This window comes from Phocaeicola fibrisolvens (assembly GCF_025567125.1).
Lineage (GTDB): Bacteria > Bacteroidota > Bacteroidia > Bacteroidales > Bacteroidaceae > Phocaeicola > Phocaeicola fibrisolvens.
The window spans coordinates 1-26,093 of sequence record NZ_JAOQJI010000020.1 but is presented as its reverse complement, the minus strand read 5'-3'; the positions used below and the strand labels follow the sequence as shown (position 1 = coordinate 26,093).

The following is a 26,093-nucleotide window of genomic DNA, read 5'->3' as shown; positions in this document are numbered from 1 at the left end:
AAGATAGATATGATAAGATTCATATTCAGACTGATGATGTGCCTTTCGTTGTTGACAATGGTTGCATCTTGTAGCAAAGACGATGAGGCTCCGGTGGTGTATCAGGAAGTGAATTATGCCACGTTGAACGGAACCTGGATGTTGACTGAATTAAATGGAACTCCATTACAGGAAGGTCAGTATGTATATATTACGTTCAATAGAAAAGAACATACTTTTGAAATGTATGACAATATGGGAAGTATGTATTCTCATAAATCTACTGGTAGTTTTGAAATTGAAGAGGACGAGGAACTGGGATATATTCTTACGGGGGAATATGATTATTCTCATGATTTGTGGAATGAGTATATTGTTTCAGAAATGACCGATGAAACAATGAAATGGACCATGAAGGATAACAGTGAGGATGTGTCTGTGTATACACGTTGTGCAGAAATACCGGACGACATTTTGAATGGAAGCCGGAGCTTGAGATAATTGATGCCCGTCATTGACCTGGTGGTCTTTGACGGGTTTTTTTTAGGTGCGCTCGGCATGAGTCTTAATAACGGATGTAAGTTTTCAATGAACCTTAATAGCGAGAGCTATACAGTGAAGAGCTATGTCCATCGTAAGGTGGAATCTGAAGGAAGCTGTCGACAGATTTCTGGTCCGACGAACAGAAATTTCAGATAAAGCATATAGAATGCTCCATGAAGGACTGAACCAACTAATTCAATGATAGTACTGACAGTTGGATAGAATGCAGAAAACATCAGTCCAATTTGAGATAGCTTCCAGTTTAAAATTTTTTTAGACAGCCTCTACTCGATTGCCTTATTCTTTCGTGCTTATTGTAAAATGTTGTACTTTTATCGAAAAATTAGAAATTTTTCTTCTAAACAATAAAATTAGTATGCAAATGAACATTAGAAAGGCGATTTTGGTATCTTGCTGTTTGGCTTTCCTTCCAGCGTATGCACAGCATATCCCTACTTTGGAGGAGGTGGTGAATGGAGGTTTGGTAATTACAAAAGGAGAGAGCCGGGTAAACTGGCTTTCGGATGGAAGCAAGTACTCGAAAAAAGAAAAGAACCCGGCGGGAGGATATGACATCGTGTCGTATGATGCAGCCAAGAAGGATAAACGTGAAGTGCTGATACCTGCAGCTTCGTTTGTAAAGCCAGGTACTTCTGATACTCTGTCGGTCAGAAGTTTCAGTTTTGATGCCTCACGCAAGCAGGTCTTGGTTTATACAAATACCAAGCGAGTATGGCGTTACGATACTCGGGGGGACTACTGGGTGCTCAATATGCAAACAGGACAGTTGCAACAGTTGGGAAAAGATCTTCCGGAAAGCAGTCTGATGTTTGCCAAGTTCTCGCCCGATGGGACGCGGGTGGCCTACGTGAGCGGGAACAATATTTATGTGGAGAATGTGTCCGACGGGAAAATCACCCAGCTGACACACGACGGAAGCAGTACGATTGTGAATGGAACTTTTGACTGGGTGTATGAAGAGGAATTTTTCTGTCGGGACGGTTTCCGCTGGAGCCCTGACGGCAAGTACATTGCCTATTGGCAGAGCGATACGGAAGGCACCGGCTGGTTTGATATCATTAACAATGTGGATTCCCTGTACCCGAAAATCATCCGCTTCCCCTATCCAAAGGCCGGAACCACCAATTCAGCCGTGAAGGTGGGTTATGTGGCAGCTACCGGAGGTGAGACCACTTGGATTGATTTGCCCGGTGACCCCCGTCAGAATTACATTATGCGGATGGAGTTTATTCCCGAAAGCAACGACTTGTTTATCCAGCAGATGAATCGTCCACAGAATACGAACAAGGTATGGATTGCTTCCATCGGAGGTGGTGCACCCAAAAATATCCTGACAGAAATGGATGCAGCTTGGGTGGAAACCAACGACCAGGTGACCTGGCTGAAGCACAATACGTATTTTACCTGGCAGAGCGAACGGGACGGATGGCGGCATCTTTATCGGGTGAGCCGCGATGGAAAAGATATCCAGCTCATCACGAAAGGCAATTATGATTTGATTGAGCAGGTGGGCATGGACCTGAAGAAAGGGCTGGTGTATTTCATAGCCTCACCGGACAATTATACCCAGCGTTATCTGTATTCGGCTAGCTTGTTCGGCAAGGGAGAAGTGAAGCGCCTTTCTCCATTGAAGGAACAAGGGCAGCATAAATATGACATCTCTCCGGATGGGAAGTACGCCGTGCACACCTTTAGCAATGCCGTTACTCCTCCGCGAATAGAGATGGTGGCCTTGCCGTCGCACAAGACCTTGTCGGTCATTGAAGACAATGAGAAAGCACTGGCCCAGTATCAGCAGTTGAAGTTACGTCCGAAGGAATTTGTCAAGACACATTCCGGCGACTTGGTATTGGATGCCTTTATGATTAAACCGGTAGATTTTGATCCAGCAAAGAAATATCCGGTCATTATTGACGTGTATGGGGAGCCGGCCAGCTCTACGGTGCAGGACGTATGGCAGGGAGGTGATATGTGGCACCAGTTCCTGGCCAACCAGGGTTACATCGTCATCAGTATTGATAATCGGGGAGCTGCTGCCCCTCGCGGAAGGGAATGGCGTAAATGTATTTATGGCGAGGTCGGTACTTTTGCTTCGCAAGACCAGGCACAGGGAATCCTCGATTTGGCCCGTCAGTATCCGTTCATCGATACTTCCCGCATCGGCATTACAGGCTGGAGTGGGGGAGGAAGTCAGACCCTCAACTGCATGTTCCGTTATCCGGATGTGTTCCGCACGGGTATTGCCATTGCGTTCGTAGCCGACCAGCGGTTGTACGACACCATTTACCAGGAACGCTACATGAACACGCCGCAGGCCAATCCGGAAGGCTATCGCAAAGGTTCGCCCATCTCCTATGTGGAAGGCTTGAAAGGGAACCTGCTCCTCATTCACGGTACCGGTGATGACAACGTGCACTATCAGAATTGCGAGATGCTGGTCAACGAGCTAGTGAAACACGGCAAGGTGTTCTATCAGCTGTCCTATCCGATGCGCTCGCATGCCATCAATGAGCGGGAAGGCACTACCTATCACCTGCGGAAATCGATGACGGACTATTTCCTGAAAAATCTTCCGGCAGGAGGTAAATAAATCATGAAAGGCTGGCTGTGTGCCGGCCTTTTGTTTTTACAAAGTTTCGATGTAGGTAGCCGTTACTCTATCCAAGGAAAAGCCGGGCAGTGTGTCCAACTACATCAATGCTCCCAAGGAGAACGGCTACCAAAGTTTTCACCTGAAACTGTTGTGCGAGAACGGAAGCTGGGAAGAAATTCATATTTCTTCTGAGAGAATGGTCCGCAATTCCCGGTTGGGATGTGCAGCAGAACGAACCGAATCGAACTTGAAAGCCTGGCTGGATAAGTTCAAGTCTGTGCTTCAGGATGTGGCCTATAATAACGAGATGGACTATATGGACGGGGTGACCTCTTCTTTCTATAATGATGACATCATGGTGTTCACTACTGAAGGGAAAGGGATTATCCTTCCGAAAGGGGCTATTGCCCTTGATTTTGCCTACGAGGTTGACGGCCAGGCAGGCGACCAGGCGATGTATGCCAGAATCAATGGGAAGCTGTCGTCGGTAAAGACGGAATTGCACCGTGGTGATTGTGTGGAGATTGGGACGGATGTGCAGTCCAAACCTGACAAGGAGTGGCTGGATTGTGTCAAAACTTACAAGGCGAAACGATATCTGCGTCAGTTCTTTCATGATCAGCCGGTCTTGAAATACATCCGATGTACTTGTTGTCATCCGTTGCCGGGTGATGAAGTGATTGGCTTTAAGGATGAAAATGGTAAGATTACACTGCATACCCGAAATTGCGCGGCTGCCATCCGGCAGGCCTCTCGACAAGGTGATTCCATTGTAGCTGTCAGCTTTGAAGCCGACAATCGGTTCTTGTATCCTGTACGCATTCAGATTCGAGGGGTGGACCGGTATCATATTCTCAGCGATGTGGTGGAATGTATCACAGATAAACTCCGGCTTTCAATTGATTGCCTGCATACCGAAACAATCGACCGGATTGTGGAGTGTTATGTGGACTTTAAGGTACACTCCAGAAACGAGCTGGATAATGTCATTACTCTTATCGGCAGCATCGAGGGTGTGGATGAGGCTTATGGGATTAATATTGGATGAATGGAGGTTTTTTAGTATTTGTATCGTTTGCGGGGGATAATCCAAAAGTATATTTCTCCTTTGAGTGGGTTTGTGCAGACTTCTATGGACGGGAAGAGACAAGCGGCAGATAATTCTGTAGGTGAATTGTTTGTCGCTTTTTGAAAAGCTCCTGATATGGGTGATGAATTATGGATGCAGGTAGCTTCCGTTTTTATACCTCTCTTTGGATATATTTTAGTCATTATGATTATCGGAACCTTGATAGATTACATTTCTTCATTATTTGGGTTTTCACGGAATTGGGGTATAAACTTGATATCTTATAACATGTGATGTCATAGTGGATTTGTTTATAAACAAGAACAAAGTAAGTCCTTAAAATGCATATTCCGGAGCATACCCGTTCACATTCCGGTAGCCTATAAAGCATAAAAATAGCCTTTAAAAGCACAATTTTATATCCGTTCATCCCCTAAAAAGGATGAAAAAATGGATAACCAGACATTAAAATCTCAATTTTTCCGGAGCATATCCGTTCACCTCCGAGAATTGCACGTTGTAGCACCTTTTTTCCGGGGCATACCCGTTCACTTTAGACGTATGCTTTCAGATTTTCCGGAGTATATCCGTTCAACCGTGCATGGAATTGTCCGCGTATATCTTCGTTTCCGGAGCATATCCGTTCATTCTTTCCCCGGTTTCAGTTTCCTTTGTGCTGGTAAGCTAACAAGAAACAGCACAGTCATGGCAGGAACAACAAAGGATATGAGTCTGATAAAACAAGTACTCCAGCTCAAGCAGGCCGGAGAATCCAACCGCGGTGTAAGCCGCAAGTTACCGATAGACAAGGAAACCGTCAACGGTTATGTGAATACAGTAAAAGCCAACGGATGGAACATCAGCGACCTCCTTGAGATTGACGATCCCGAGTTGGAACGGATGTTCCATGCCGGTTCACCGGCATATACGGACAGGAGAATGGAAGAGTTCCTCAGTCTGCTCCCCAGATACAGGGAGCTGCTGGCGGATCCCAAATCCCATATAAGCCGTCAGGTCCTGTTCGATGAATACCGTGCGACTCATCCCGACGGTTATGGCAAGTCACAGTTCTATTATCATCTGAAACAGAATCTCGTTGCGAAGAAGGATGTCACAGCCGTACTGGCCAACACCTACAAACCGGGCGAGAAACTCATGGTCGACTTTGCCGGTGACAAGCTCAGCTATGTGGATACCGAAACCGGAGAAATTATCAAGGTGGAAGTGTTTGTCGCCTGTATGCCTTACAGCGACTATACCTATGCGATATGCGTACCTTCGCAGAAGACGGAGGACTTCCTGTATGCCATAAGGATGTGCCTGGAACATCTGGGCGGTGTACCTCCCATACTGACTCCGGACAATCTCAAATCTGCGGTAATCAGCAATGACCGGCATGAGCCGAAGCTGAACAAGGCTCTTGAGGACATGGGCAACTACTACCATTTTGTAGTGCTGCCATGTGACCCGGCATCACCGACACAGAAGGCTCTGGTAGAGGACTCTGTAAGAATCACATACAACCGTATTTATGCCAGGTTGCGTAACCGCACCTTCCATTCACTCATAGAGTTGAACCGTGCCGTATGGGAGCTGATGGAAAGGCACAACCAGACCCGCATGCAGAAGCGTCCCTACAGCCGTGAGGAACGTTTTCATGCCATGGAGAAGGAGCTGCTCAAACCCTTGAAGCCGGAACCCTATGAGATGCGCCTGTATGCCGATCTGAAAGTACAGGCAAACTGCCATGTGGAGCTGAGACAGGACAAAGTGACCCATTTTTACTCCGTCCCTTATATCCATGTAGGAAAACAGGCAAGAGTAGTCTTTACCCGTTCATGGGTCAAGGTCTATGTGGAGCAGAAACTGGTAGCCTCGCATATCCGCAGCCATACATACGGCTATACCACAGTCAGGGAACATCTCGCATCCAGTTGCAGGGTAATCATGGAGCGTTCGGCAGCCTATTATGTGGAAAAGGCGAAGGACATATCGCCGGACTGCCATGAATACGTAAAGAGCATCTTTGACCCCAAACGTACCGCACAGCCTGAAGAGGTGTATTACAAGCTGTGCAACTCCATAGTCAGCCTCAGAAGGAAGTATGACCTTGCCACGTTTGACCTTACCTGCCGCCAGTGCATGAAGTACGGTATTTATTCCTACAGCAAGTTTGAAGCCATACTCAAACGTAACGGTGTGAATGCATCTGCCGACGAGACGGTAATCTTCCATGCGCCTACATCGTCAAACCACGGAAACATGCGTGGAAAAGACTATTTTACAGGAAATGACATGAACCAATAACAATAAATGATTATGAGCAACGAAACAGAAAGAACACTGCACGAGCTGAAGCTTCCGGGAATGGCAAGCTGCTGGAGCTCCCTGGAAGAAACACATCAGTTGGACAAGCTTACCCTGCGTGAAGGCATGCAGATCATGCTCCAGTACGAACGTGACACGAGAGGGAACAACCGCATCCAGCGTCTTATAAAGAATGCCGGCTTCCGTCTGAGAGCCTCGATGGAAGAACTTGAAACGGACACGGCAAGGGGAATACAGGCCTGCTCTGCAGCCGACCTTGCAACCGGAAATTACATTACGGGCGGAATGACGGTCATCATTACCGGACCGGCAGGAACCGGAAAGTCCTACTTCGCCTGCGCCTTGGGTGACAGGGCATGCAGGAACGGCCGGAAGGTACTGTACTTCACGATGAACATGCTCATCGAGAACCTGAAGCTTGCACATCTGGAAGGACGGGAGACAAACTTCTTCCGCAAACTGAACGCACATGATCTGCTGATTATCGATGACTTTGGGATGGTCAAGCTTGACGGCCAGATACAGCATGACTTTGAACAAATCATAGATGACCGCTACAACCGGAAGGCACTCATTCTGGCCAGCCAGCTTCCTGTTACAGACTGGTATGATGTGTTCCAAAGCGAGCTTATTGCGGAAGCATGCCTTGACAGAATCGTGCACAAGGCCATTAAATTTACTTTATCGGGAGAAAGTCTAAGAAAGAAGTATTAACTTTGCCAACGACACTGAATACTAACTGGGGAGTGAACGGATATCACCGGAAATGCTGAACGGGTATCCGCCGGAATATGCAAAAAGTGTCCTTTTTTATTTAAAAGCTAATTTATAGTTTCGCAGAAGCAGAAGCCAATCTCGCTTTTCGGGTGAAGTGTACCATGTCGGTAGACTGATAGAATCGGAAGCAAGATTAATTATGAAATTCAAGAATTTTCCCATGCAAGCTTCTAATGTACTTTATGTATCAGGAACAACTTAACGGTTATCCAATAATCAAGTTATTGAAAGATTTGTATGACATCATTTCATACTTGATCGAATAATAAGAATCCTATCTCTCAAAGATTCTTATTGATTGATAACGGAATAGACTTATATATCCAAGAAAATATTTACAAATCAAGCCCTACGGAATTTAACACAAAATCTCCCCTTACTTATACTATTGCTATGTTTAAGCTATTAGGTTACTCGAATGCAGATATAAGGAAATCTATTCTAAGCTTGTCAGATTTAGATTTATTGAATTGTATAAATGTATTTTTATATATCTATCCGGCTATTTCAGCTAACTTCTTTATCTACAATGAGACATCATATCTTATTACAATTTCTTCAAGCGCTTCTATCAATAAAATTCAAATAGAACCGAGACATTTTTATGGCGGAAATCCTGAAAGACTGACAAAAGAAAAAATAGATAAATGTATAGACAAAGCATTTGACTATGTCAGAAAATAAAAGGATATAACACAGCCGTGGGAAATTTTACCCCTCACGGCTGTTAGACGTCATACATCATCTGCCTTACACCCTTCAAGATAGCTGTCAATCCCTTCTTCAAAATCCTTTCGGAGTTCGTTGATGGTAGTCCCTTCATAAAGAATCAAGGCTTTATTGCCCATTCCTTGCACCTTACCGCAAAGGCAATTATCATCTTTACTGTATTCTACAGAACCTTTGTAACCTTTGTATTCCAAATAATCCATAAGCCTTTATATTACTTAAATGTTGGTAAGTTGCTTTTTGCATCCACGCTTTCAATCCCATCTAAACATTTTCATCTTCTATAGGAGATAATTCTCCCTTTCTTTTCACCATTCATCACACCAAATCTATAGCTGCCAGTTCCTCTGCCAGTGCGTTAATACCATTCTGAATCTTCTCCAACTGCTGTTTGCGGGGTTTGTGAACTCCAGCCGCATAGTGCCACAACTGGCGTTCATTGATTCCGGTTATCCGGCTCAAAGCTGCCTTGGGGAAGATACTGCTATAATAGTTAATGAAGGTAGTCGCCATCTATCTTGAACTTCAAGATAAACTCTCCCTGTAATACTTCCACTGGAGCAATGTGCATATCCTTGCATGACTCCAGGTAAAGCTCAACAGCTTCCTTCATATTCTTCTCGATTTCTTTTACATCGTTGCCGACAGTAATTACCGGAGCACCCTCAATGTAGGCACTCAGATTATTTCCAGCATTTTCAACTAATACTTCAACGGCTTTCATATCAAACACCCAGCACTATATTAGCGTCAATATTCAGTTTTTGACTAATTTCACGAGCGACCTTCAATGTCGGTTCACATTTACCAGACATATAATCACTTAAACGTGAAGGACTAACACCAATCAATTTAGCCAATGCTTTTTGGTTAAGCCCCATTTCATACATACGAAGTTTGAGCACATCCACAAGTGAAGGTTCCCCCAGCGCAAAATGCTCTTCTGAATAGTCAGCAACAAGGTTAGAAAGTAATTCCAACTCTATGCTATTAGGATCATCGAGAGGGGTTTCATCTGCAATCAGTGGAAGTAATTCCTCAACTCTTTTTACAGCCCAGTCGTATTGAGCTTTTGTTTCTATCTTTGTCATAGCTCTTTGGTAATCGGTAACCGCCGATTCGGTTTAATTATAAAACTGAACAATCAGCTATTCTATTATTCGGCATGAGTGCCAATGAAACGAACATAAACAAACTTTATAGTGAATTTTATTACTACAATCAACCTGTAATTAATTCCTTTAATATTGAATACATAATGTTGGTTACCCACATTATCCACACTATTGAAAGTCTTTTTTACGTCTGCAAAGCAAGTCCATTCGCTTTTCTGGACGATGGTAGTCCATTCTTGTAAAGCTACCTTTGCATCAGGATACGTTTCTGCATATTCCTTTATAACTTGTTCTGTAAATATCCTCATTAGGTTCACTCAATTATCATATTGCAAAAGTAAAAATAAAGTTCTGTTTTTCAAAATTAAATTCTATTATCCATAATCGTAAAAATAGCGATACCTCGAAAGATGCCGCTATTCAATTAGTCAATATCTTAGTTAGTTGATTTCATATAAGTCCCGTAATTTTCTGACTTGATTATTCTATTCTTCAGATTTACCCCGGTCCTTTTGAAAGAAGGAAGCTATCTCTGTTTAACGTGCAGCGTCAATGCCGTGGTTATTTCTTTAAGGTTATCTTATTTCAGAAGCTGATTACCTTTCATAGAAAACTGAACCGCTCAGCACAAATTATCCCTCTTTTTTCGTAACTTCACAAAAATCCTAAACCGAAATCATTATGAAAGCAAAGTTACTGATTGCCCTGTTCGGCTTGTTGCTCATCCTGGGCACTACCTCGTGCGTGACATCACGACACGCCAAGAGACCTCCCCACAAGAAAGAAGTTCCTCCCGGACATGCCAAGAAGAAACACGGCAAGAAAGCGGCCAAGTTCGATACTCCGGGACACCGCAAGCCGCTTCCTCCGCAGGTCTGAGAAATAGAAATTCCCCCTTCGGACCAGCCTTCAGCGGAAGTGTCAGGAGGGGAAAAGAGGAAATAACTACTCTTTTTAGTTATTTAACTAATAAAATTAGTTTATAAACTAAAAGTTTTAGTTCTTTGCGGTAACCAAATGAAACAGATATGAAAACACTTACCGCCAAAGAAGAAGAAATCATGGGATTTTTTTGGGAGAAAGGCCCCATGTTCGTCAAGCAGCTGGTGGAACTCTACGATGAACCCCGGCCGCATTTCAATACCCTGTCTACTATTGTACGGGGGCTGGAAGAGAAAGGCTACCTGTCGCATACAGCGTTTGGTAATACTTACCAGTATCATGCCGTAGTGTCGGAAGAGGAATTCCGGCGGAAAACCCTGCGTGGGGTCATCTCCAAATATTTCAACAACTCTTTCTTAGGGGCTGTCTCCTCGCTGGTGAAAGAAGAAGACATTTCGGTGGAGGAACTCAAGGAACTGATACAGAAAGTAGAAGAAGGAAGGCTATGAAAAAACGTATATTGCTGACAACGTGGCTGCTATATAGCCTGATGCTGCCTTTCTGGGGACAGACGGAAAGTAAAAAGGAACCGAAACTGCTGATAGACGGCTGTTTCTTCATGGAAACGCCCTCCGAACTGGATGGGGCAAAACTCAAGATGGCAGTTCTGAAGAGCGAAGACGGACGGATGATGATACTGGTAACAGGCGTCAAACTAAGCGAGAACTCAAAGACGTACGCCGTTCCTCTGTCTGAAGTGAAGGATGCAGATTATTGGCTGGAGAAAGCGAAGGAAAACGTAAAGTTTATGTCAATGATTACTCACACTTCTAAACTAGCCCTGAAGGAAGGGGAGCACATTAAGCCTTTCAGCGTACAGTCTACCGACAGTACCCGCTGGACTGACCGCAATACCCTGGGACGTCCGCTGGTGCTCAACTTCTGGTACACGGGGTGTGGTCCTTGCATCCGCGAGATGCCCGAACTGAGCAAATGGCTAGATGCCTGCCCTGATGTGAATTACCTGGCCGTCACCTGGAACACTCCCGAACAGATACAGACGATTGTGGAACGTCAGGGATTCCGCTTTCATCAGGTAGCAAACGATTCTGCGTTGTGGAAGATGTTCGGCGTACAGCAGACACCCACCACGGTAGTGATTGATAAGCAGGGGGTAGTGCGAAAGCTCACCATAGGCACCAACCAGCAGAAACGTGACGAACTACTGAAAACCATCCGACAATTATCGGCCGAGAAATAAACAGAAATTAGAAAAGACCTTGGTCGGTACAGAATAATAACTGTAAACACACATAAAGTCATGGGAACTTTTTTAGTCTATATACTCAAGTCGGCTGTCTGCCTGGCGATGTTCTATCTGTTCTACCGCCTGCTACTCAGCAAGGAAACTTTCCATCGTTTCAACCGGATGGCTTTGCTAGGGGTGATGCTGCTATCATGCCTGCTGCCTTTGGTAAAGGTGACGGTGGAACAGGCTTCGCCGGTAAATGCACAAGTGATGTCGATGGAGGACTTGCTGCTGATGTATCAATGGAACAGCGAAGCAGTAGTGGTGGAAGAGGGAAGTCGCCCGTTCCACTGGCAGGAAGGGCTGGTGTTAGTCTATTTTGCGGGATTGTTTTTTGTCATCGCCCGTCACCTCTGGTCGCTGGGACGCATGCTTTATCTCATTCGCCACAGCCGGTGTGAAAGGTTAGACAACGGTATCTGCTTAGTAGTTCACCATCGCAAACTGGCTCCTTTCAGCTGGATGCGCTACATCGTGATTTCTGAAACAGACCTGAAGGAAAGCGGACATCACATTCTGGTGCACGAAATGGCCCACATCCATCACCGTCACTCATGGGACTTGTTGCTGACCGAAATCTGTGCCTGGCTGCAATGGTTCAACCCGGCCATTTGGCTACTCAAACAGGAGTTGCAGAACATTCATGAATACGAAGCCGACGAAGAAGTACTCCGTCAGGGCATCAATGCGAAAGAATATCAAATGTTATTAATAAAAAAAGCCGTTGGCGCAAGGCTCTACTCTATTGCCAACAGCTTTAATCACAGTTCACTTAAAAAACGTATCACTATGATGATTCGAAAAAAATCCAATCCGTGGGCACGCGCCAAGTACCTCTATGTACTTCCGCTGGCAGCCATCACCGTGGCCGCCTTTGCCCGTCCCGAAATCTCCCAACCGCTGGACGAGATTTCAAGTGTCAAAGTTAATGATTTATCGGCAGTTCTGGAAACGTATGCCGATAAAAATGTGCCGAACCCTGCCGAAAAGGTCACCCTGAAGATGAAGGTAGTAGATGAGAAGGGAGAACCCGTCATCGCGGCAGCCATACTCGTAGTGAATACGACCAACGGTACCATTACCGACGAAAACGGCAACTTCACGCTTGAAACCGCTACCGACCAAAGCATCCAGGTGTCCTACATCGGTATGAGTACGGTTACCATGACGGTGAAGGATTGTCTGAAAAAGGCCGACCAGACGATTGTACTACCTGAAGGTGACACAAAGAAAGATGTGAAGGTAGTAGCACCTGTTCCGCAAGCCGTAACTTCGGACGACCGGACCTTTGACGTAGTGGAACAAATGCCGGAATTTCCGGGAGGCATGAAAGAATGTCTGAACTTTGTGGCCCGCAACGTGAGATACCCTACCAAAGCACAGGAAGCCGGTAAGCAGGGACGGGTCATCGTACAGTTCATCGTGCAGAAAGACGGTTCGCTGAGCGACCTCCACGTGCTCCGACCGGTCAACCCGTGGCTGGATGCGGAAGCCATCCGGGTGATTGGCACCATGCCGAAATGGAAACCGGGCATGCAGGGCGGTCAGGCGGTTGCCGTGAAATTCACCCTGCCGGTCACCTTTATGCTGGAGGGTTCCAAGCACAAGCCGCAGGCAGGCGACAATGATGTCGTAGTAGTAGGATATGGAGTCACTCCGGATCCTCAGAAAAGCGAAGTTCCGGCAGCAATCATCCAAATGTTTCAGAACGGCAAGGACGGTCTGGGAAAAGAGGAAGCATTGCCGATGGTGTTGATAGACAAAACAGAGGCCTCCACCGAAACGATGAACAAACTCGACCCACAATGCATTGAATCAATCACTGTATTGAAAGACGCATCGGCTACGGATATATACGGCGAAAAAGGGAAGAACGGCGTGATTCTCATCACCACCAAAAAGAAGTAAAAACGTACTTGCGCTCTCACTGAAACATAAGTACGTTAAAAGAAAAACACCTTTGCACTTGAAATAAAACGTAAAGGTGTTTTCAAACCAAACGCAAGGACGCTTTACCGCATACGTCCTTGCGTTTTTTTATGGATTTCAGCGATGATTTTATAAACGCAATCTTAAAGCGTTACCCCATTCTTGAAAATAGCGATTTCGCGGTAGTTCTTCTTCTCGTTGTTCACGAACTCCCCGCTGGCCACCCGAATCACATAGTCGGTGAAACGGCGGCAGGTGATCTCCATCGGTTCGTCTTCCACGATGACCCCCGCATTGAAATCAATCCATCCGGGTTTCTGTGCCGCCAGGTGGGAGTTGGTGGAAATCTTCATCGTGGGCACGAAGGTACCGAAAGGAGTACCGCGCCCCGTGGTGAAGAGCACGATGTGGCAGCCCGAAGCGGCAAGGGCCGTAGCGGCCACTAGGTCATTTCCCGGAGCCGAAAGCAGGTTGAGCCCCTTGGCCTGCAAGCGGTCACCATAGGCCATCACGCCCGACACGTAACTCTTGCCACACTTCTGCGTGCAGCCCAAAGCTTTCTCTTCGAGGGTAGAGATGCCGCCCGCCTTGTTACCCGGCGAAGGATTCTCGCCCACAGCCTCCCCGTGGGAAAGGAAATATTCCTTGAAGTCGTTAATCAGGCTCACGGTCTGCTGGAAGAGTTCAGGCGTGCGGCAACGGTTCATCAGAATGGTTTCCGCCCCGAACATCTCGGGCACTTCCGTCAGCACCGAGGTGCCTCCCTGCGCAATCAGATAGTCGGAAAACATGCCCAGCAGCGGATTGGCCGTGATGCCGGAAAAACCGTCGGAGCCACCGCATTTCAGTCCCACGCGCAACTCGGAGAGGGGCACATCGGTACGCTCGTCCTGACAGCACTTGGCATACAGTTCACGCAAGATGCGCATGCCTTCCTCGTATTCATCGTCCACCTTCTGCGCCACCAGGAAACGGATACGGTCTTCGTCATACGGGCCGATGAATTCCCGAAACACGTCGGGCTGGTTGTTCTCGCATCCCAAACCTACCACCAGCACGGCTCCGGCATTGGGATGCAGCACCATGTCGCGCAGAATCTTCTTCGTGTTCTCATGGTCTTCGCCCAGCTGCGAACAACCGTAATTATGGGGGAAAGCCACGATGGCATCTACCCCCTTTCCACCGTCCGTCTCGCGTCGGAGTCCGTCGGCCAACTGGTTCACGATACCGTTCACGCAGCCCACGGTCGGGATAATCCAAATCTCGTTGCGTACTCCCACATTACCGTTGCGGCGGCGGTAGCCCTTGAACGTGCGATACTCCACGGCGATGTCTGTATGTACTTCCACCGGCGTGTAGGTATAGTCCAGCAGTCCCGCCAGATTGGTCTTGATATCTTTTTCGCTCACCCAGGTACCTTCGGGCACGTCCTTCATCACGTGACCGATGGGGTAGCCGTATTTAATGACATTTTCTCCGGCACGGAAATCCTTCAGTGTCACCTTGTGTCCGGCAGGCACGTCCGTGCGAAGCGTAATAGTGCGACCGTCTGCCTCAATGGTCTCTCCCGCACGAAGGGGAGCGATGGCCACCGCCACATTGTCGGCCGGATTGATTCGCAAATAAGTTGTTTTCATATACTAATAACATGATCAGGTTATTCGTTGACGTGCGCATCGAAATAAAAATCGATGTTCTCTGTCGTAATCAGGTTGATAGGCATGTAGTTGCAGTCCTTCACCTTCTTGCGCAGAATCAGGTGGTTGCACAAGCATTCAATGCTGTTGTATCCCTGTACCGTAGGTTGCTGGGCGATGATAAACTCAATGCTTCCCGCTTTCAGGCAAGCTACATTGCGGCGCAACAAGTCGTATCCCATCAAGTGGAAATCCGTGCGTCTGTGACGCTGCATGTATTCCCCAATGATGTAAGCCTTCGAATTGAACGTAATGCCACATTTCACCGCCGGGTGTGCAGCAAAAAACTCGTCCAGCAGTGATGCATCTTCGCCCGGCTGCTTGGCATAGAGGTTGAGTTCCCACATCTTCAGTCCAGGACAGTGTTCCTTCATATAGGCATAAAAACCTTCTTCACGGTAAAGCTGCTGATTGGACCCCAAACGTCCCTCGTTAATCTGCCGGAAAATCACAATTTCCGACTGGCCTTGAGCAAGCAGGCGCAACATGCGTGCTGCAAAATAACCGCTACGCTGGGCATGCTGGCCGAAAAAAGTCAGCGGAGCAAGGCGCGGAATGTTCGAATCAATAAATATATAAGGTATACCGGATTCCTGCAACCGGGTAACGAATCTTTCGGTTTCCTCTTCGATGGTAGGAGACAGGATAACTCCGTCGGGCTGTTCGTCGAGGATGTGCTGCCCTGCTTCCGTAAAGGCTCCCGATTCATACTGGTCATAATAGAAAGCAGACAGCGAAACATTGAAATCGGAGAAACGAGTCACGGCCTGTTGCATGCCGCGCTCCACATCGTTCCAGTAGTCACCCTCGTTGTGCGAAGGAAGCAGGCAGGCAAACCTGTATTTCTTGTTCGAAGCCAGTGCGCTGGCATACATATTGGGCTGATAATTCAGCTTCTGTAATATTTCTTCCACTTTGATACGGCTGGATTCTGACACCCCGCTCCGCGAATGAAGCACACGGTCGACTGTACCCACCGATACTCCGGCCATCTGGGCAATATCCTTTATCCGGATTCTATCTTGCTGTTTCTCCATGCTTTTCCTACCTTATTATATTATAAAAACTCTGTGTGAAGTAAAAAATCATTTTTTTCGATACAAATATATAACTTATTTTGGTTTTTAAAAAATAAACCGTACCTTTGTGTGCGTACACAGAAAGGATATTTATAAAGAGAAAAAAGAAATATTTCGTTCTGCTACACGAGCTAAGAACTACATTATTAATTACATAAGTATTAAAAATATCTAGCAATGGGAAAAATTGTTACTTTAGGCGAAATCATGCTGAGATTGTCTACACCAGGCAATACTCGCTTTGTTCAATCTGACAGTTTTGACGTCGTTTACGGCGGAGGTGAAGCAAACGTGGCTGTAAGCTGTGCCAACTACGGCCATGATGCATATTTCGTAACCAAATTGCCGAAACATGAAATCGGACAGTCGGCTGTAAATGCATTGCGCAAATACGGCGTAAAAACGGACTACATCGCCCGCGGTGGTGACCGTGTAGGTATCTATTACCTGGAAACAGGTGCTTCTATGCGCCCCAGCAAGGTTATCTACGACCGTGCTCATTCAGCCATCGCTGAAGCTGACCCCTGCGACTTCGACTTTGATGCCATCATGGAAGGTACCGACTGGTTCCACTGGTCAGGTATTACTCCGGCTATCTCTGACAAAGCTGCCGAACTGACTCGTCTGGCTTGTGAAGCTGCAAAACGTCACGGAGTAACAGTTTCCTGCGACCTGAACTTCCGCAAGAAATTGTGGACAAAAGAAAAAGCACAGTCTATCATGCGCCCGCTGATGAAATATGTAGACGTATGCATCGGCAACGAAGAAGATGCAGAACTCTGCCTGGGCTTCAAGCCGGATGCGGATGTAGAAGGTGGAAAGACCGATGCGGAAGGCTACAAAGGCATCTTTACTGCCATGGCCAAGGAATTCGGCTTCAAGTATGTGATTTCTACTTTGCGTGAATCTTACTCTGCTACTCACAACGGATGGAAGGCCATGATTTACAACGGAGAAGAGTTCTATGTTTCCAAACACTACGACATCGACCCGATTATCGACCGTGTAGGTGGAGGTGACTCTTTCTCAGGCGGTATCATCCACGGCCTGCTGACCAAACCGACTCAGGGCGAAGCATTGGAATTTGCAGTAGCAGCTTCTGCCTTGAAGCACACTATCAACGGCGACTTCAACCTGGTTTCTGCCGAAGAAGTAGAAGCATTGGCAGGTGGTGACGCCAGCGGACGTGTACAGAGATAATTTTCAAGAAACAACCAACAACAAAATATAGGTTAGAAAAATGGCTAAATTCGATAAAATTGCGGTTCTGAACAAGATTGGTTCAACCGGTATGGTACCTGTATTCTACCATAAGGATGCAGAAATTGCAAAAAAAGTGGTAAAAGCTTGCTATGACGGTGGCGTACGCGCATTTGAATTCACCAACCGTGGCGACTTTGCACACGAAGTGTTTGCCGAAGTAGTGAAATTCGCTGCCAAGGAATGTCCGGAAATGGCAATGGGAGTGGGTTCTGTAGTAGACCCGGCTACGGCAGCTCTTTATATCCAGCTGGGTGCCAACTTCGTGGTAGGTCCGTTGTTCAATCCTGAAATCGCCAAGGTTTGCAACCGCCGTCTGGTGGCTTACACTCCGGGATGCGGAAGCGTGTCTGAAGTAGGTTTCGCTCAGGAACTGGGATGCGACTTATGCAAGATTTTCCCGGGCGACGTGCTGGGTCCGAAACTGGTAAAAGGCATGCTGGCCCCGATGCCGTGGTCTAAACTGATGGTAACCGGTGGAGTAGAACCGACACAGGAAAATCTGACCTCTTGGATCAAGGCCGGCGTATTCTGCGTAGGTATGGGTTCCAAACTGTTCCCGAAGGACAAAGTAGCCGCAGAAGACTGGACTTACGTTACTGAGAAATGTAAGGAAGCACTGGGTTACATTGCAGAAGCCCGCAAATAAAACAGGAATTCATTTTGTTTAAAGGTGTATAAGTGAGAAGCCTCGCAATGTCTTTTCATACATTGCGGGGCTTTTTCATGTCTGTATGCAAAGGAATATTCATGAAAAAATACAAAAACGATGTCCCCTCCATGGATATGTGCACGAAAAATCCTATCTTTGCATGAAATTCTTCGCGAAATATGAAAATTAAGGAAATTGTGAATGCCCTTGAGATATTCGCGCCTCTGCCTTTACAGGACGGATTCGACAATGCCGGACTGCAAATCGGATTGACAGACGCGGAAGCTACAGGGGCTTTGTTGTGTCTGGACGTTACGGAAGCCGTGGTAGACGAAGCCATCACGCTGGGATATAACCTGATTGTGTCCCATCATCCGCTCATCTTCAAAGGCTACAAGTCAATCACCGGACGCGACTACGTGGAACGCTGCATCCTGAAGGCCATCAAAAACGATATTGTGATTTTCTCGATGCACACCAACCTGGACAATGCACCGCAGGGAGTGAACTTCAAGATTGCCGAAATCATCGGCCTGAAGAACCTGCGCATCCTGGAGCCGAAAGAAAACCAGCTGCTGAAACTGGTCACCTTTGTCCCCACAGCCCAGGCCGAAGAGGTGCGCCGCGCCTTGTTCGAAGCCGGATGCGGATGCATCGGCAACTACGACTCCTGCAGCTACAGCCTGGAAGGAAAGGGGACTTTCCGTGCACAGCCGGGCACACATCCTTTCTGCGGAGAAATTGGCCAGTTGCACGAAGAACAGGAAGTACGGGTAGAGACGGTGCTTCCGGCCTACCTGAAAGGGAAGGTGCAGAAGGCCCTCATCGAGGCCCATCCCTACGAGGAACCGGCCTACGACTTCTATCCCTTGCAGAACGAATGGGCACAAGCCGGTTCGGGACTGGTGGGCGAGCTGGAAGAGCCGGAAACAGAGACCGACTTTCTGCGTCGCGTGAAGAAACTGTTCGAAGTGGGCTGCGTGAAACACTCCCGTATGACGGGAAGACTTATCCAGAAGGTAGCCCTCTGCGGAGGGGCCGGAGCCTTTCTGCTGCCCAACGCAGTAGGTGCGCACGCCGATGTCTTCCTGACGGGTGAGGTGAAATATCACGACTATTTCAGCTACGAGAACGACATCCTGATAGCAGAGATAGGGCATTACGAAAGCGAACAATATACCAAAGATTTATTATATTCAATCATACGGGAGAAGTTTCCGACACTCGATGTCCAGCTGACGCGTGTCAATACCAATCCCATAAAATACTTGTAGAAAACTATGGCTAAAGAAGCAAAAAAAGATCCGAATGAATTGAGTGTAGAAGAAAAGCTGAGAGCGCTCTACCAGTTGCAAACCATGTTGTCGGAGATTGATAAAATCAAGACACTGAGAGGGGAGCTTCCGCTGGAAGTGCAGGACTTGGAAGACGAAGTGACCGGTTTGAGCACACGTATTGAAAAAATCAAGGGTGAAATTGAAGAATTGAAGTCAAATGTAGCCAGCAAGAAAATCGAAATCGAAACGGCCAAGACTTCAATCGACAAGTATAAGAGCCAGCAGGACAATGTGCGCAACAATCGTGAATACGACGTACTGACCAAGGAAATCGAATTCCAGAGCCTCGAAGTGGAACTCTGCGAAAAACGTATCAAAGAATACACTGCCGGCATCAAGGCCAAAGAAGAAGAAATCGTAAAGAGCGAGCAGATGCTGGAAGAAAGAAAGAAAGACTTGGAAGTAAAGAAAAACGAACTGGACGAAATTGTAGCCGAAACCAAGCAGGAAGAGGAAAAGCTGAGAGAAAAAGCAAAGAACTTGGAAGCTACCATCGAACCGCGTCTGCTTCAGGCTTTCAAGCGTATCCGCAAGAACTCACGCAACGGTCTGGGTATCACTTACGTGCAGCGTGACGCCTGCGGAGGTTGCTTCAACAAGATTCCGCCTCAGAAACAGCTCGACATCCGCATGCGCAAGAAAATCATCGTTTGCGAATACTGTGGTCGTATCATGATTGACCCGGAATTGGCTGGAGTAGAAACAGAAAAGCACTTGGAGACAAAAATAAAATAAACACCGGAATTTCGGTGAGCAAAAGAAGGGATTCCCATCCGGGGATTCCTTCTTTTTTATGCCTACAGGTCGGCATAGCGGGGGATGTCGGGGAGGAAATAATACGTGTTGCGCGCATAGTCGATTCGGCAGCAGTAGTGGTAGAGCCCGTTGCTCACCACCAGGTAATCCACCTTCAGCACCATGTTGTAGCGCGTAATCTGGTCGAAGACCGCCTGCGTAATCTCCACCGTAGGGGCCTTGTACTCCACAATCATCTGCGGGGTCAGGTCGCGCCGGTAAAGCACCGTATCGCAGCGTTTCTTCGTCCCGTTCAGGCTGATCTGTATCTCATTGGCCAGTAGCCCTTGCGGATAGCCTTTCACTTCCAGCAGAAAATGCGTGAAATGCTGGCGCACCCATTCTTCCGGAGTCAGCGCCACATAGCGGCGGCGGATTACGTCGAATATCACGTGTTTCCCGTCGCGCTGCGCAATCTTGGCGTCAAAGGCGGGTAAGTTCAATGCATCCATAAGCGTCCTTTTATTACGGGGCAAAGATACGCTATTTTCCCAAAACCACATAAAAGCCGAATTATTTTCCAAAATCTGCGGGTCTCCGGTGCGAGAAAATACTGATTTCTTTTTCCTGTTTGCATTATTATTGTACATTTGCGTAAATAGAACGTAATTCCACGTTTCTGAGAAAACCTTATTGGCAACACAAATTCTGAAATCCAATGAAAACGAAAGAAGAAATAGTAGCAAACTGGCTCCCGCGCTACACCAAGCGGAAGCTGGAAGACTTTGGTGAATACATCCTGTTGACGAACTTCAACAAATACGTCGAAATCTTTGCCGAACAGTTCAACGTGCCCATCCTGGGACGCGACGCCAACATGATTTCGGCCCACGCAGAGGGAATCACCATCATCAACTTCGGGATGGGAAGCCCCAACGCCGCCATCATCATGGACCTGCTGAGTGCCGTGCATCCCAAGGCGTGCCTCTTCCTGGGCAAGTGCGGGGGCATCGACAAGAAGAACCAGATAGGCGACCTGATTCTCCCCATTGCCGCCATCCGCGGCGAAGGAACGTCGAACGACTATTATCCACCCGAGGTACCGGCACTTCCGGCCTTCATGCTCCAGCGTGCCGTATCTTCAGCCATCCGTGACCACTCGCGCGACTACTGGACGGGTACAATCTACACCACCAACCGCCGTATCTGGGAGCACGACGAGGACTTCAAGAAGTACCTCGTGAAAACCCGTGCCATGGCGGTGGATATGGAGACAGCCACCTTGTTCACCACCGGATTTGCCAACCACATCCCGACGGGCGCCCTGCTGCTCGTATCCGACCAACCCATGATTCCGGAAGGCGTGAAGACCGAACAGAGCGACTCGATGGTGACCAAGAACTTCGTCCATGAGCACGTAGAAATCGGCATCGATGCCCTGCGCATGATCATCGACGAAAAGAAGACCGTGAAACACCTGAAATTCGACTGGTAAACGAGGCAGGAGACAATGGCAAAGGAAGTCACATACGAAGAGATTGTACGCAACCTGAAGAACCGGGTCTACGCGCCTGTCTATTTTCTGATGGGCGAAGAGGATTACTACATCGACCGGATTGCCGACTACATCATCGACACCGTGCTGAACGAGACGGAAAAGGAATTCAACCTGACCGTAACCTACGGGGCAGATACTGACGTGCCCAACGTCATCAATGCCGCCAAGCGTTATCCGATGATGTCGGAATACCAGGTAGTGGTGGTCAAGGAGGCACAGAGCCTGAAGCGCCTCGACGAGCTGGCCTTCTATCTGCAGAAGCCCCAGAAATCGACTATCTTGGTAATCTGCTACAAGCACGGCAGCATCGACCGCCGGAAGAAGCTGGCCGCCGAAATCGAAAAGAACGGCGTGCTCTTCGAATCGCGCAAGCTCAAGGACAGCCAGCTGCCCGGTTTCATCTCGTCGTACTTAAAGCGCCGGAAGGTGGAAATCGAGCCCAAGGCTTCGGAGATGATGGCCGAGTTCGTGGGAGCCGACCTGAACCGCATGGCGGGCGAACTGGAGAAACTCATCCTCACGCTTCCGGCTGGTATGCGCAGAATCACGCCGGAGCAGATAGAGCGCAACATCGGTATCAGCAAGGACTATAATAACTTCGAGCTGAGGAATGCGCTGGTGGAAAAGAACGTACTGAAGGCCAACAAAATCATCAAGTATTTCGAGGAAAATCCCAAGAACAATCCGTTGCAGATGACGCTGGCCATCCTGTTCAATTTCTTCTCCAACCTGATGCTGGCCTATTATGCTCCCGAGAAATCCGACCAGGGAATCGCCGCCCAGCTGGGCCTGAAAAGTCCGTGGCAGGCGAAGGATTACATGCTAGCCATGCGCCGTTATTCAGGCGTGAAGGTGATGCAGATTATCCATGCCATCCGCGAATGCGATGCCAAGTCAAAAGGCATCGGCAATCCGTCCACGCCCGACGGGGAACTGCTGCGCGATCTGATTTACTTTATCCTGCACTAAATTTTCTCTCCGAAGCGGAGAGGTTACGATAAGCCCTCAAAAAAGCGGCATACATTCGGAAAATCGCCGGATGTATGCCGCTTTTTTCGTTTGCGCGAGAATTGAAAATTCCGGAGCGAAATACAAATGGACGTCAAATTTTGAATTCTCACGAAGTTTCCCTACAAACGGTCAATTACAAGTAGAAGTGGATAGGTGAAAATACAAAAGTAAACCCAATAATATGTAGATTTGTATAGTTTACATTTGTATTTGTCTATTTTACATAGCACAAATGTAAACTTTTAGAATCGGATATGGGAGTGATTACACTGATACAAAGCGATTTACAAGAATAAACCGTTACACATCTAAATGTAAACGAATAAATATAACCTTTACTTTAATAATACATAATACACTGATTACCAGCAATTATAAGACAAAAATCCACAAATACCTTCAACAAAACAAGGGAATACAGCGAATAAATTTCAATTTCAGCCCTAAATACACATGTATATCTACATAACACAATGAATACCAAATAAATAATCACTTATAATAAAGTAGATTACAAATGTATTTACACTTGTACAGAAGCAATATTATACAAATGGAACGCATTGTTTTACATCTGTAACGATGTAAATTTAGATTTATAAATTTGCATTTCTAAATTTAAAGGATTACTTTTGTAATCAATAAACAAAGCCATTTCCATTTGTATATGAAGGACCGGATTCTAAAAATCATGCAAAAAGAGGGATTGACGAACGCCGAATTCGCCGAGAAGATAGGGATTTCCACCTCGTCACTGTCGCACATCTTCAGCGGACGAAACAAACCGAGCCTGGAAGTCGTGATGCGCATCCACAAAGCCTGTCCGTATGTCAACATCAACTGGCTGCTCTACGGAGAAGGCGAAATGGAAGAAAGTGCTCCCGCCGTGACAGGCATGGACTTGTTCACCCAACCATTTGAGAATCCAAAAAACACGACCGACGAACCGGATTCTCCCGATTTTTGCAAGGAGAACGAGGTTTCCAAGGTAGTTTATCCCCCCAAAGAGATTATCAGAGAGGAAGTTAAGTACATCGAAAAGCCGCATCCGAAGATTACCGAAATACGCATTTTCTTCGACAACGGCACCTACGAGGTCTTCAAACCCGAAAAATAACACCCCGCACGGGAAAAGCATTCCCCCGGGAGCTAGGCATATAAAAGGTAAATTCGTATCTTTGCGTGAAAGAAACGAATTTACCTTTTTTATATGAAGAAATACATCTTAGATTTGACAGTCACCGAGAACCTTCGCCTGCACGCGAACTACGTTCTCATCAAGCTGACGCAAGAGGCTCCCTTGCCCGAAATGCTTCCGGGACAGTTTGCCGAAATCCGGGTGGACGGCTCGCCGACTACTTTCCTGCGTCGCCCCATTTCCATCAACTATGTAGATAGAGAGAAAAACGAAGTGTGGTTCCTCGTCCAGCTCGTGGGCGACGGTACCCGTAAACTGGCCACCGTAGAGAAAGGCGACACGGTGAACGTGGTGCTCCCGCTGGGCAACGGATTCACAATTCCGGATTCGCCCGACACCAAGGTGCTGCTCGTGGGCGGCGGCGTGGGTACAGCTCCCATGCTCTACTTGGGTGAAGCCCTCCTGAAACGGGGATGCAAGCCGACCTTCCTGCTGGGTGCCCGCTCGCAGAACGACCTGCTCCAGCTGGAAGAGTTCAAAGCTCTCGGCGACGTGTACACCACCACCGAAGACGGCAGCATGGGCGAAAAAGGATACGTCACCATGCACAGCGTACTGAAAGAAAAACGATTCGACCTGATCTGCACCTGCGGCCCGAAACCCATGATGGTGGCAGTGGCCAAGTATGCCAAGGCAGAAGGCATCGAATGTGAAGTGTCACTGGAAAACACCATGGCCTGCGGCGTCGGCGCCTGCCTCTGCTGCGTGGAAAAGACCGACGAGGGACATGTGTGCGTATGTAAAGAAGGTCCGGTATTTAATATAAAGAAACTATTATGGCAGATTTAAGCGTAAACATCGGTAAATTGAACATGTCGAACCCGGTCATGACCGCATCGGGTACATTCGGATATGGACTGGAGTTCCAGGATTTCGTCGACCTGGAGAAAATCGGAGGCATCATCGTGAAGGGTACCACGCTCCATCATCGGGAAGGAAACCCTTATCCGCGTATGGCCGAAACGCCCATGGGTATGCTCAATGCCGTGGGACTGCAGAACAAGGGCGTGCATTATTTCGTAGACCATATCTATCCTCAGATTAAGGACATCCGCACGAACATGATTGTGAACGTGTCCGGCTCACAGGTGGAAGACTATGCCGAAACGGCTTCCATCATCAACGAACTGGAAAACATCCCGGCCATCGAGCTGAACATTTCCTGCCCGAACGTGAAGCAGGGAGGTATGGCTTTCGGTGTGACGGCCCACGGAGCAGCCGAAGTGGTGAGCGCCGTGCGCAAGGTCTACAAGAAGACTTTGATTGTGAAGCTGTCGCCCAACGTGACCGACATCACTGAGATTGCCCGTGCAGCCGAAGGTGCCGGAGCCGACAGCGTGTCGCTCATCAACACCCTGCTGGGTATGGCCATCGACGCGGAGAAGCGCCGTCCGGTGCTGTCTACCGTAACCGGCGGTATGAGCGGTGCAGCCGTGAAACCCATCGCCCTGCGCATGGTATGGCAGGTGGCCAAGGCCGTGAAGATTCCGGTAGTAGGCCTGGGCGGTATCATGAACTGGAAGGATGCCGTGGAATTCCTGCTGGCTGGTGCCACTGCCATCCAAATCGGTACGGCCAACTTCATCGACCCGGCCATCACCGTGAAAGTGGCCGAAGGCATCAATGACTATCTGGACCGTCACGGATACAGTTCCGTACGCGACATCATCGGGGCATTGGAAGTCTGAAAACCGGCTTCTCAGTGCCCGAAAACAAGCAATTGAAAAACGTCGAAGCGTTCGTCACAAAACGCTTCGACGTTTTCTTTTAAACGCCTAAGAGTTTTGATTGAAACGCCGAAGCGTTTTACTTCAAACGTCGAAGTGTTTTAATTGAAATGCCTAAACGTTTCAGAACAAACGCTTCGACGTTTTCCTGAAATAAACCTTCCATTCTCGTATAAACACAAAATGAATATAATCGGTATTATGTTTAATTATAAAAAGAAGCAATCCCCTTTTCTGTAAAAATCAAACGAAAAAAGAAAGTAACTACAAAAAGAATAGCTTCAGAAGCTTTTTAAAGACCTCTAGGAGTCAAAACAAGATTCAGACAAAGGATTATATTCCCCACAAAAAATTCTACAATAGACGCCGATTTTATTCAGTCTCTAGAATTCTTTTTGTTCAGGCTGGCTAAAATTTATGCTTAATCAACGAATCCCTCAGATTTTTACGTTGAGCCCTGAATCCGGCTCAACGTAAAAATCTGAGGAGTAAACCGTATAAAATCGTATCTTTGCAAACAACGAATCATCAGCAGCTATGGAAACAAACGGTTATCGCCTCCTTC

At 47.4% G+C, this 26,093-nt stretch carries 24 protein-coding genes and 2 pseudogenes; 19 read left to right on the top strand and 7 right to left on the bottom strand.

What is annotated here, in order from left to right:
- Positions 1 to 9: 9 nt before the first annotated feature.
- From OCV81_RS09815 to istB, 6 genes and pseudogenes are all read left to right on the top strand, one after another.
- The gene (locus tag OCV81_RS09815) at positions 10 to 480 is read left to right on the top strand and encodes a lipocalin-like domain-containing protein (RefSeq protein WP_022353158.1); all 471 of its coding nucleotides are present in this window, start codon (positions 10 to 12) and stop codon (positions 478 to 480) included.
- A gap of 418 nt (positions 481 to 898) precedes the next feature.
- Positions 899 to 3,133 carry a S9 family peptidase gene (locus OCV81_RS09810; RefSeq protein WP_148329854.1) on the top strand — a complete coding sequence of 745 codons (2,235 nt, stop codon included), beginning with the start codon at positions 899 to 901 and terminating at the stop codon, positions 3,131 to 3,133.
- Positions 3,134 to 3,215: 82 nt separating this feature from the next.
- Positions 3,216 to 3,356: pseudogene (locus OCV81_RS17860) on the top strand (hypothetical protein); the annotation flags it as partial.
- Positions 3,333 to 4,184: a TGS domain-containing protein gene (locus OCV81_RS09805; protein WP_394802532.1), complete on the top strand. Its 852-nt coding sequence runs from the start codon at positions 3,333 to 3,335 to the stop codon at positions 4,182 to 4,184. The pseudogene OCV81_RS17860 and the gene OCV81_RS09805, both read left to right, overlap by 24 nt.
- Positions 4,185 to 4,910: 726 nt before the next feature.
- Positions 4,911 to 6,512 (top strand): IS21 family transposase, encoded by a 1,602-nt coding sequence (gene istA / locus OCV81_RS09800; RefSeq protein WP_148329852.1) that lies wholly within the window; start codon positions 4,911 to 4,913, stop codon positions 6,510 to 6,512.
- A gap of 12 nt (positions 6,513 to 6,524) precedes the next feature.
- The gene (istB, locus tag OCV81_RS09795; protein ID WP_262640306.1) at positions 6,525 to 7,247 is read left to right on the top strand and encodes an IS21-like element helper ATPase IstB; all 723 of its coding nucleotides are present in this window, start codon (positions 6,525 to 6,527) and stop codon (positions 7,245 to 7,247) included.
- Positions 7,248 to 8,044: 797 nt separating this feature from the next.
- Here istB and OCV81_RS09790 read toward each other — a convergent pair.
- From OCV81_RS09790 to OCV81_RS09775, 4 genes and pseudogenes are all read right to left on the bottom strand, one after another.
- Positions 8,045 to 8,242: a hypothetical protein gene (locus tag OCV81_RS09790; RefSeq protein WP_262640305.1), complete on the bottom strand. Its 198-nt coding sequence runs from the start codon at positions 8,240 to 8,242 to the stop codon at positions 8,045 to 8,047.
- Between the two features lie 115 nt (positions 8,243 to 8,357).
- Positions 8,358 to 8,763, bottom strand: a pseudogene (locus OCV81_RS09785) (antitoxin HicB).
- A gap of 1 nt (position 8,764) precedes the next feature.
- Positions 8,765 to 9,130, bottom strand: coding sequence for a helix-turn-helix domain-containing protein (locus OCV81_RS09780; RefSeq protein WP_148329850.1), 366 nt, complete (start codon positions 9,128 to 9,130; stop codon positions 8,765 to 8,767).
- Between the two features lie 65 nt (positions 9,131 to 9,195).
- Positions 9,196 to 9,462 (bottom strand): type II toxin-antitoxin system HigB family toxin, encoded by a 267-nt coding sequence (locus OCV81_RS09775; RefSeq protein WP_148329849.1) that lies wholly within the window; start codon positions 9,460 to 9,462, stop codon positions 9,196 to 9,198.
- A gap of 373 nt (positions 9,463 to 9,835) precedes the next feature.
- On the opposite strand from OCV81_RS09775, the gene OCV81_RS09770 reads away from it, so the two are divergent.
- The 4 genes from OCV81_RS09770 (at position 9,836) to OCV81_RS09755 (ending at position 13,253) form a co-directional block, all read left to right on the top strand.
- The gene (locus OCV81_RS09770; protein ID WP_148329848.1) at positions 9,836 to 10,033 is read left to right on the top strand and encodes a quinol oxidase subunit 4; all 198 of its coding nucleotides are present in this window, start codon (positions 9,836 to 9,838) and stop codon (positions 10,031 to 10,033) included.
- Positions 10,034 to 10,182: 149 nt separating this feature from the next.
- Positions 10,183 to 10,545, top strand: coding sequence for a BlaI/MecI/CopY family transcriptional regulator (locus OCV81_RS09765; RefSeq protein ID WP_148329847.1), 363 nt, complete (start codon positions 10,183 to 10,185; stop codon positions 10,543 to 10,545).
- On the top strand, positions 10,542 to 11,297 hold the full coding sequence (locus OCV81_RS09760; RefSeq protein WP_148329846.1) for a TlpA family protein disulfide reductase: 756 nt from the start codon (positions 10,542 to 10,544) through the stop codon (positions 11,295 to 11,297). The genes OCV81_RS09765 and OCV81_RS09760 overlap by 4 nt, the downstream gene beginning before the upstream one ends.
- 60 nt (positions 11,298 to 11,357) lie before the next feature.
- Positions 11,358 to 13,253: a M56 family metallopeptidase gene (locus OCV81_RS09755; protein WP_148329845.1), complete on the top strand. Its 1,896-nt coding sequence runs from the start codon at positions 11,358 to 11,360 to the stop codon at positions 13,251 to 13,253.
- 164 nt (positions 13,254 to 13,417) lie between these two features.
- Here OCV81_RS09755 and OCV81_RS09750 read toward each other — a convergent pair whose 3' ends face one another.
- Complete coding sequence (locus tag OCV81_RS09750) at positions 13,418 to 14,911, bottom strand: UxaA family hydrolase (protein ID WP_148329844.1); 1,494 nt, start codon at positions 14,909 to 14,911, stop codon at positions 13,418 to 13,420.
- Positions 14,912 to 14,931: 20 nt separating this feature from the next.
- The gene (locus tag OCV81_RS09745) at positions 14,932 to 16,008 is read right to left on the bottom strand and encodes a LacI family DNA-binding transcriptional regulator (RefSeq protein WP_148329843.1); all 1,077 of its coding nucleotides are present in this window, start codon (positions 16,006 to 16,008) and stop codon (positions 14,932 to 14,934) included.
- A 219-nt stretch (positions 16,009 to 16,227) separates the two neighbouring features.
- Between OCV81_RS09745 and OCV81_RS09740 the strand changes: the two genes are divergently transcribed.
- The 4 genes from OCV81_RS09740 to OCV81_RS09725 all read left to right on the top strand — a co-directional run bounded on the left by OCV81_RS09740 (position 16,228) and on the right by OCV81_RS09725 (position 20,034).
- Positions 16,228 to 17,250: a sugar kinase gene (locus OCV81_RS09740; protein ID WP_148329842.1), complete on the top strand. Its 1,023-nt coding sequence runs from the start codon at positions 16,228 to 16,230 to the stop codon at positions 17,248 to 17,250.
- Between the two features lie 40 nt (positions 17,251 to 17,290).
- Positions 17,291 to 17,959, top strand: coding sequence for a bifunctional 4-hydroxy-2-oxoglutarate aldolase/2-dehydro-3-deoxy-phosphogluconate aldolase (locus OCV81_RS09735; protein ID WP_148329841.1), 669 nt, complete (start codon positions 17,291 to 17,293; stop codon positions 17,957 to 17,959).
- Positions 17,960 to 18,141: 182 nt separating this feature from the next.
- The gene (locus OCV81_RS09730) at positions 18,142 to 19,236 is read left to right on the top strand and encodes a Nif3-like dinuclear metal center hexameric protein (protein WP_148329840.1); all 1,095 of its coding nucleotides are present in this window, start codon (positions 18,142 to 18,144) and stop codon (positions 19,234 to 19,236) included.
- Between the two features lie 6 nt (positions 19,237 to 19,242).
- Entirely contained in the window at positions 19,243 to 20,034 is a 792-nt protein-coding gene (locus tag OCV81_RS09725) for a zinc ribbon domain-containing protein (protein ID WP_148329839.1), read from the top strand.
- 62 nt (positions 20,035 to 20,096) lie between these two features.
- On the opposite strand, the gene OCV81_RS09720 is transcribed toward OCV81_RS09725, so the two are convergent.
- Positions 20,097 to 20,546, bottom strand: a complete 450-nt coding sequence (locus OCV81_RS09720) for a type I restriction enzyme HsdR N-terminal domain-containing protein (protein WP_148329838.1) — start codon at positions 20,544 to 20,546, stop codon at positions 20,097 to 20,099.
- 206 nt (positions 20,547 to 20,752) lie between these two features.
- Here OCV81_RS09720 and OCV81_RS09715 point away from each other — a divergent pair, with 206 nt between their 5' ends.
- The 5 genes from OCV81_RS09715 to OCV81_RS09695 all read left to right on the top strand — a co-directional run bounded on the left by OCV81_RS09715 (position 20,753) and on the right by OCV81_RS09695 (position 25,489).
- Entirely contained in the window at positions 20,753 to 21,529 is a 777-nt protein-coding gene (locus OCV81_RS09715; RefSeq protein ID WP_148329837.1) for an AMP nucleosidase, read from the top strand.
- Between the two features lie 15 nt (positions 21,530 to 21,544).
- Entirely contained in the window at positions 21,545 to 22,561 is a 1,017-nt protein-coding gene (gene holA, locus OCV81_RS09710) for a DNA polymerase III subunit delta (RefSeq protein ID WP_148329836.1), read from the top strand.
- 709 nt (positions 22,562 to 23,270) lie between these two features.
- Positions 23,271 to 23,720 (top strand): helix-turn-helix domain-containing protein, encoded by a 450-nt coding sequence (locus OCV81_RS09705; RefSeq protein WP_148329835.1) that lies wholly within the window; start codon positions 23,271 to 23,273, stop codon positions 23,718 to 23,720.
- 93 nt (positions 23,721 to 23,813) lie between these two features.
- Positions 23,814 to 24,590: a dihydroorotate dehydrogenase electron transfer subunit gene (locus tag OCV81_RS09700; RefSeq protein ID WP_148329834.1), complete on the top strand. Its 777-nt coding sequence runs from the start codon at positions 23,814 to 23,816 to the stop codon at positions 24,588 to 24,590.
- Entirely contained in the window at positions 24,578 to 25,489 is a 912-nt protein-coding gene (locus OCV81_RS09695) for a dihydroorotate dehydrogenase (RefSeq protein ID WP_148329833.1), read from the top strand. The genes OCV81_RS09700 and OCV81_RS09695 overlap by 13 nt, the downstream gene beginning before the upstream one ends.
- Positions 25,490 to 26,093: the final 604 nt, after the last annotated feature.